The organism is Novosphingobium sp. LASN5T (assembly GCF_003856955.1).
Lineage (GTDB): Bacteria > Pseudomonadota > Alphaproteobacteria > Sphingomonadales > Sphingomonadaceae > Novosphingobium.
This window is the reverse complement of sequence record NZ_RQSI01000044.1, coordinates 22678-29615: the sequence shown is the minus strand read 5'-3', so window position 1 is coordinate 29615 and position 6938 is coordinate 22678. Positions and strand designations below refer to the sequence as shown.

The following is a 6938-nucleotide window of genomic DNA, read 5'->3' as shown; positions in this document are numbered from 1 at the left end:
TCGCCAGGCGACCGCCGCCGCGCGCTCGATGCCGCGCTGGAGCAGGGCGGGCCGCTCGATCCGCTGGCGGAGCCGCCGGCCGATGCCGTGGAGCGCTGGCTCGCCGGCGCCTCGGCTGGCCTTTCCGGGCGCTTCACCATCGCGCTGCGGTCCGACGATCCGGACGATCTCACCCTGCGCGAGGCGCGCCTGCTGGGGCAGGCCGACGCGGTGATCGCCGGCCCGGATGTGCCACCCGCCGTCCTTGCCCGCGCGCGCGCCGATGCCGTTCGCCTGCCGCCTGGCGCGGAAGCGCCGGACCAGGGAATCGTGATCGACCTGACTCGGGAGTAGGCCCTATCCGGCCTTCGGTGCGAGCAGGAAGTTCATCCAGCAGCTTGCCACCGGCTTGTCGCGATCGGCCTGCCACGCTTCCACGCGCACGTTGGCCACGCGCCGGCCCGCGCGGGTTACGCGGCCCATGGCGTAAGTGCGATGGTCAACCCCGCCGCGCAGGTATTCGATGCTGATGTTGACCGGCTTGATCCGCATCGCCGCGCCGGTGCGGTCGAGCTCGGCCCGCAGCGCGGTGAACGCCGCCATTTCCAGCATTCCGCCGATCGCGCCGCCATGGAGATAGCCCGGACGGCCCACCGCCCGTTCGGTATAGTCCATCCCGATCACGGGCACGCCGTCTTCGATCCGGTCGATTTCCATGCCCATGGCGCGGGCATAGGGGGGCAGATGCAGCGGATGGTCGGCGGGCAGGGGTGTGCCTTCCTCCGGGCTGGTCACGCTTTCATCCATCCGCTCGCCTCCACCAGCATGAAGATGCCCGCGGCGTGCGCCACCGGATCGGTCAGTTCGCCATCGTGCGCGATGCCCCGCACGAAGGCCATGCTGCGGCGCAGCTGGTAGCATTCGGCGCGGGCGATGATCGTTTTGCCCGGCGTGGCCGCACGCACATAGTCGATGCGCAGGTCCAGCGTCACTTGCGGCTGGAATTCGCCGCGCCGCGCCCAGACCGACATCGAGGTGCAGTTGTCGAGCAGGCTGATGATCGGGCCGGAAGCCAGCACGCCGGTTTCCTCCACGCCCACCAGATCCTCGCGCCAGGGCAGCGCCAGTTCGAACCAGTCTTCGCCGTGGCCGACATATTCCATGCCCAGAAAGCCGGAGTGGCCGTGGCGCGTGATGGCCTTGCTGCCCTGTACCGGGTCCATGCCAACACCCGGCGGGATGTTGAACCGTGGGGGAAACTTGCTTTTCATGTCCTCCATACCGGATGCTCTGCCGGGCGTCGGGGGCAAAGACAAGTGGCAATGTGGGACTGTTCCGGTTCGCGTTGTTCCCGTCCCGAGCTTACAGCACACCGCCCGCCAGCGCGTCGATCGCGCCTTGCAGGATCAGCGCGGCCGCGTGCGAATCGATGCGCTCGGCGCGTTTGGCGCGGCTGAAATCCTGTTCGATCATCGCGCGCTCGGCGGCCTGCGTGGTCCAGCGTTCGTCCCACAGCAGGATCGGCAGGCCCAGATCGTCAAGATTGCGCGCCATCGCGCGGGCGCCCTGGCTGCGCGGGCTTTCGCTGCCGTCCATGTTGAGCGGCAGCCCGATCACCAGCCCGCGCACCTGCCGTTCGGCCACCAGCGCGCGCAATTGTTCCTTGTCCTGCGCGAACTTGCGGCGGACGATCGTCTTGCCGGCGGTGGCGAAGCGCCAGCCGGCGTCGCACAGCGCCACGCCGATCGTCTTCGTGCCGGTATCCAGCCCCAGCAGCACGCCGCCCTCCGGCAGCGCGGCACGGAAATCGGGCGTGAACGTGGTGATCATGGCGTCGGTACCGAGTGCGACTTTTCCCACGCCGCCGTCCGCCGCGCCACGTCCGCGCGCAGGTTCATCCAGAACAGCGGGATGTCATAGACGTGATAGTTGTTGCCCGGCAGCACATAGGGGCCGACGCTGGGCGGATCGCCGATCAGCAGCAGTCCGCGTTCGTCGCAGCGCGCGGGCGCGGCGCCAGAGATCAGCTTCCCGCCGGTCGGATCCTCGTCCATCTGCAGCGTGCCGAGATTGGCCGCGATCGGGGCGCTTCCGCCCATGCGGCCGGTCAGCGGGTTGGTGCAGAGCGGGGCTTCGTTACCCACGCGCTGCCCGTCCAACCCAGTGCGGCCGTGAAAGGCGTCCAGCACCAGCGCCGGTTCGGCCGGTTCGGCAAAGGTTTCCCAGCTGATCGCGCAGCCGGTGTCTTCCGGTCCGGCGCAGGCCGGCAGGCCCATAGCCGGCAGATCGTGCCGGGCGGAGATCGGCCAGCCGATCGCGTAAGCGGCGATCAGGCGTTGCTGGACCGGCGTGCCCTTCACGCTGTCGCGCAGCAGGTGGATCAGGTGCAGCGATCCCTGGCTGTGGCCGGCAAGGATGATCGGGGCGTCGGCCGGCACTTGCTGCAGGAAGCTGGCGAACGCGGCCTTCACGTCCTGATAGGCCACCGCCAGCGCCTGCGCGCTTTCCGGCTTGTCGGTCAGGAACGCGCCGAACGTCGCCTGGCGATAGCGCGGCGCCCACACTTGCGCGGCGCCATTGAAGGCGCTGCCCATGGCGCGGATGAACGAAGCGGCGCGCCGGTTTGCGTCGGCGTCCTCCAGCGATCCGTTCCAGTGATCGCGTGCCAGATAGCTGGTGGGATGGACGAAAAACACCACCGCGCGCGAACGGTCGCCTTCGGCCTTCATGCCTTGCGGGCGGAGCTGCGCCGGATCGTTGGCGATGCCGGGCCGTGAAAACCACATGCCCGGTGCCTTGTAGGCTCCATCGGGCAGCGGCCCTTTCTGCTCGAAGCCGGTCCTTGGCACGAAGGCGAACCGCGTCAATTCCAGCGACCAGAGGCGCAAGGCGGCCAGCGCCACGATGACCAGCACAACCAGAACGGCGATGAGATACAGGAACTTGCGCGCCATTTCGGAGACCTTCTCAGCCTTCCCCGCCGGAGCCGCCGACAGAAGGGCGGCCGTTGCGTTCGGCTTGCCGTTCCAGCGCGATCTTCAGCATGGCCACGATCGGATCCGCGAGCAGCAGGCCCAGCAGGCCGAACATCACGCCGAAGATCAACTGCGCGCCCAGCACCAGCGCGGGGGCAAGGTCGGCCGTCTTCTTCGCCACCATCGGCACGATAATATTGCCGTCCACCGTCTGCACCACGACATAGACGATGATGCAGAAGATGCCCATGTCGGTGCCACCCGAAAAACCGACCAGCACCATGAGGATGCCCGAGATCGGCGCGCCGATGTTGGGCAGCGCGGCGAGCAGGCCGGTGAGCAGCCCCAGCAGCGCAGCCATCGGCACGCCATAAAGCGCGAGCAACGCCCAGGTCGCCACGCCTTCCACCGCCATGCCGATCAGCCGCCCGAACAGCAGCATCCGCAGCGCCTTGCCCATGCGATGGGCAGTGCCGTGGAAATGTTCGCGGCTTCCCTCGGGCAGCATCCAGGCGATGCCGCGCCGGTAGAGGTCCGGCTCCAGCACGAAATAGATGCCCAGGATCATGATCAGGAACGCGGTGCCGAAGCCGCCGAAGATGCCGCCCAGCGCGCGGGTGACGGGGCCGACGCCGCCGATCAGCTTCTCCGCGACGTTGGAGAAGTCGGCCTGGTTCACCGAGATGCCGTGGGCATGGCCCCAGGCCAGCACGCGCGCGGTCTGCGTCTCGATCACCGCGGGCATCTGCGCGGCCTGCGCGGCGATCTGGCTGCCGGCGAACATCACCAGCCAGATCAGGAAGGCCAGCGCCGCCAGCAGCACGATCAGGATGCGAAAGCCCCGGCGGATCGGCAGCACGCGGCTCAGCAGCCGCTGCCCACCGTCGATCATCGCGGCGAAAACCACGCCGCCGAATATCACCAGCAGCGGTTGCGCCAGATAGACCGCCAGCGCCAGCAGCGCGGCGACACCGATCCAGACGAAGGCCTTCTTCGCTTCGCTCCGCACCAGATCGTCGCGGATGTCGGTCGGGCCGGACCGTCCTTTTTCGTCACCCTCGGCCATGGTCTATCGGTCCTTCTGCGCCGTCTTCGCGATCTCGGGGCGCAGACTGGTCCAGGCGCGCCCTTCGCGCAAGGCGCGCCACCACGACAGCGGGTTCCACCCCTCGCTGCCATCGAGCGAGAAGGTGAGGAATTCGGCGCGCCCGCCGACGTCGGCCAGGGGGACGGGGCCGCCCAGGCCCTTTTCCTCGATCGGCGCGCGGCTGTCGGCGGAATGGTCGCGGTTGTCGCCCATCAGGAAAACGTAACCCTGCGGCACCTTCACTTCGGCGTAGTTGTCCAGCGGCTGCTGACGGTGATCGATCACGCGATAGGTCGCGCCATTGGGCAGCGTTTCGCGCAGGATCGGCAGTTCGCAATACCAGCGCCCGTCGTTCGCGCGATAGCGCAGGCCGGGGAAATCGTCGGGATCGCACGGCTGGTTGAGGTCGACCGGCAGCTCCAGCGGCGGTTCGACCTGCTGCGGCACGGGCTTGCCGTTCAGGATGATCTGCCCGTTCACCACCGCGATGCGATCGCCCGGCAGCGCCACCACGCGCTTGATGTAGTCCTCGTCGCGATCGGGTGGCACCACGATCACGATGTCGCCATAAGCGGGCGTGCGCGGCAGGATGCGCGTCATCCCGCGCGGCAGGATGTGGAAGCTGGCGGAGACCCACGACCAGCCATAGGGATACTTGCTCACCACCAGCCGGTCGCCCACCAGCAGGTTGGGCATCATCGAGATCGAGGGGATGTAGAACGGCTTGGCGATCAGGCTGTGAAAGCCCACCACGGCCAGCAGCATCAGCGCCAGCCCGCGCAATTCCAGCAGCCAGTTGACGCCCTGCGTGTCGTCCGCGGCGGCCGGCTTCGCTTCGGCTGCGGGAACAGCGGACGTTTCAGGCAGGTCCGGTCCGGATTCGGTCGTTTCGTTCAAGCGTCACCTTGCGCGCTGGGGGCGTCGGGGCGGAGCGGGCGGGCCTCGATCACCACGAAGGCCTGCGCCCAGGGATGATCGTCGGTCAGCGTCAGGTGGATCACCGCCTCGTACCCGGCGGGCGTGATCCTGGCCAGCCGCGCCGCCGCGCCGCCGGTCAGCGCCAGCGTCGGCGCGCCGGAGGAGGCGTTGACCACGCCGATGTCCTTCATGAAGACCCCGGCCTTGAACCCGGTGCCCACCGCCTTGGAGAAGGCTTCCTTGGCGGCGAAGCGCTTGGCCAGCGTGCCGGCGCGGGTGAAGGGACGGCGGTTGGCCTTGGCCATTTCCACGTCGGTGAAGACGCGGGCCTCGAATCGTGCGCCGAAGCGGTCCAGCGATGCCTGGATGCGCTCGATGTTGCAGAGGTCGGAGCCCATGCCGATGATCATGCCGGTTCCACCGGTTTATGACCTGGACCGTCACCCCGGACTTGATCCGGGGTCTCGCTCCGCCGGGTGGCGCCCCTTGGCCGCGGATGCCAGCCTTCGCTGGCATGACGGAATGGAACGTTCACCGCGCTTCGTCCATCAGGTCGCGCATCCGGCGCACCGCGTTTTCCAGTCCGACGAAGATCGCCTCGCCGATCAGGTAGTGCCCGATGTTGAGTTCGGCGAGCTGGGGAATCGCCGCGACCGGCTGGACGTTTTCGTAAGTCAGCCCGTGGCCGGCGTGCGGTTCGATGCCGTTGCGCGCCGCCAGCGCGGCCATGTCGGCGATTCGCTTAAGTTCGATCGCGCGCGTTTCGCCTGTCGCATGGGCGTATTCGCCGGTGTGCAGTTCCACCACCGGGGCGCCCAGCCGGATCGCCGCCTCGATCTGCCGCGCTTCGGGCGCGATGAACAGGCTGACGCGAATCCCCGCGTCGGACAGGCGCGCGACAATGGGAGCCAGGCGGTTGTGCTGGCCGGCGGCGTCCAGCCCGCCTTCGGTCGTGCGCTCCTCGCGCCGTTCGGGCACGATGCAGGCCGCGTGCGGGCGGTGGCGCAGTGCGATTTCCAGCATTTGCTCGGTCGCCGCCATTTCCAGGTTCAGCGGCAGGTCGGTGGCGGCCTGGATTCGGGCGAGGTCCTCGTCGCGAATGTGGCGCCGGTCCTCGCGCAAGTGCGCGGTGATGCCGTCGCCGCCCACCGCCGCGACGATTTCCGCCGCGCGCACCGGGTCGGGATGATCGCCGCCGCGCGCGTTGCGGATCGTGGCGACGTGATCGATGTTGACGCCCAGCCGCAGCCGGCCCGGCGTGAGCGCCGCGTTGGCCGCTGCCCCGGCCATCAGGGCTGCGCCCGGCTGCCCGGCTTGACCGCCGGAGTCGCGGCCAGTTCGGGCGGCAGTTCGTCGGGCGCGTAAGTCGGGAAGTTCAGCGCCACCAGCGGGAAGAACGGCACGCCCAGATCGACCGCCCCGGCCGACCGGTCGACCAGCGCGGCGGCGGCGATCACTTCGCCCCCGGCCGCTTCAATCGCCTTGATCGCCTCGCGGCTGGAAAGGCCGGTGGTCACCACGTCCTCGACCATCAGCACCTTTTCGCCCGGCTGCAGCGTGAAGCCGCGCCGCAGCTCGAACGTGCCGGTGGGGCGTTCCACGAACAGCGCCTCCACGCCCAGCGCGCGGCCCATTTCATGGCCGATGATCACGCCGCCCATCGCGGGGGAGACGACCTTCTGGATCTGCTGGCGCAAGTCGCGCGGCAGCTTCTGCGCGGTGGCGGTGGCCAGGCGCGCGGCCCGCATCGGGTCCATCAGCACGCGCGCGCATTGAAGGTAGAAGGCGCTGTGCCGGCCCGAGGAGAGCAGGAAGTGGCCTTCGAGCAGGGCCTGGCTGGCCCGGAATTCGGAAAGGACGTCTTCTTCCTGCATGATGCCTCGCACGATGATGCCGGATTCGGCCTTGTTGGTCGCCTGTACCGCCGGCCCGCAAGCCGTGGAACGGCGAACCGCGCAAATGGCCCGCGCGCGCCCGCG

Annotated in this window: 9 protein-coding genes and 1 pseudogene; 1 reads left to right on the top strand and 9 read right to left on the bottom strand. The window is 68.8% G+C overall.

Features of this window, described 5'->3' with window-relative positions:
• Positions 1 to 333, top strand: a pseudogene (locus EH199_RS24505) (siroheme synthase); the annotation flags it as partial.
• 3 nt (positions 334 to 336) lie between these two features.
• Here EH199_RS24505 and EH199_RS20050 read toward each other — a convergent pair.
• The 9 genes from EH199_RS20050 to pyrE form a co-directional block, all read right to left on the bottom strand.
• On the bottom strand, positions 337 to 786 hold the full coding sequence (locus tag EH199_RS20050; protein WP_124810926.1) for a PaaI family thioesterase: 450 nt from the start codon (positions 784 to 786) through the stop codon (positions 337 to 339).
• Positions 771 to 1250 carry a PaaI family thioesterase gene (locus EH199_RS20045; protein ID WP_124810925.1) on the bottom strand — a complete coding sequence of 160 codons (480 nt, stop codon included), beginning with the start codon at positions 1248 to 1250 and terminating at the stop codon, positions 771 to 773. The genes EH199_RS20050 and EH199_RS20045 overlap by 16 nt, the downstream gene beginning before the upstream one ends.
• A 91-nt stretch (positions 1251 to 1341) precedes the next feature.
• Positions 1342 to 1809, bottom strand: a complete 468-nt coding sequence (ruvX, locus tag EH199_RS20040; protein WP_124810931.1) for a Holliday junction resolvase RuvX — start codon at positions 1807 to 1809, stop codon at positions 1342 to 1344.
• On the bottom strand, positions 1806 to 2933 hold the full coding sequence (locus EH199_RS20035) for a DUF3089 domain-containing protein (protein ID WP_124810924.1): 1128 nt from the start codon (positions 2931 to 2933) through the stop codon (positions 1806 to 1808). The genes ruvX and EH199_RS20035 overlap by 4 nt, the downstream gene beginning before the upstream one ends.
• Positions 2934 to 2946: 13 nt before the next feature.
• A complete protein-coding gene (locus tag EH199_RS20030; RefSeq protein WP_124810923.1) occupies positions 2947 to 4020 on the bottom strand; it encodes an AI-2E family transporter in 1074 nt (357 codons plus the stop codon).
• A gap of 3 nt (positions 4021 to 4023) precedes the next feature.
• Positions 4024 to 4938: a signal peptidase I gene (gene lepB / locus EH199_RS20025; RefSeq protein ID WP_223806802.1), complete on the bottom strand. Its 915-nt coding sequence runs from the start codon at positions 4936 to 4938 to the stop codon at positions 4024 to 4026.
• Entirely contained in the window at positions 4935 to 5369 is a 435-nt protein-coding gene (gene acpS, locus EH199_RS20020; RefSeq protein WP_124810922.1) for a holo-ACP synthase, read from the bottom strand. Before acpS ends, lepB begins: the two co-directional genes overlap by 4 nt.
• Positions 5370 to 5490: 121 nt before the next feature.
• Positions 5491 to 6249 (bottom strand): pyridoxine 5'-phosphate synthase, encoded by a 759-nt coding sequence (locus tag EH199_RS20015; protein WP_124810921.1) that lies wholly within the window; start codon positions 6247 to 6249, stop codon positions 5491 to 5493.
• Positions 6249 to 6833, bottom strand: coding sequence for an orotate phosphoribosyltransferase (pyrE, locus tag EH199_RS20010; RefSeq protein ID WP_124810920.1), 585 nt, complete (start codon positions 6831 to 6833; stop codon positions 6249 to 6251). The genes EH199_RS20015 and pyrE overlap by 1 nt, the downstream gene beginning before the upstream one ends.
• Positions 6834 to 6938: the final 105 nt, after the last annotated feature.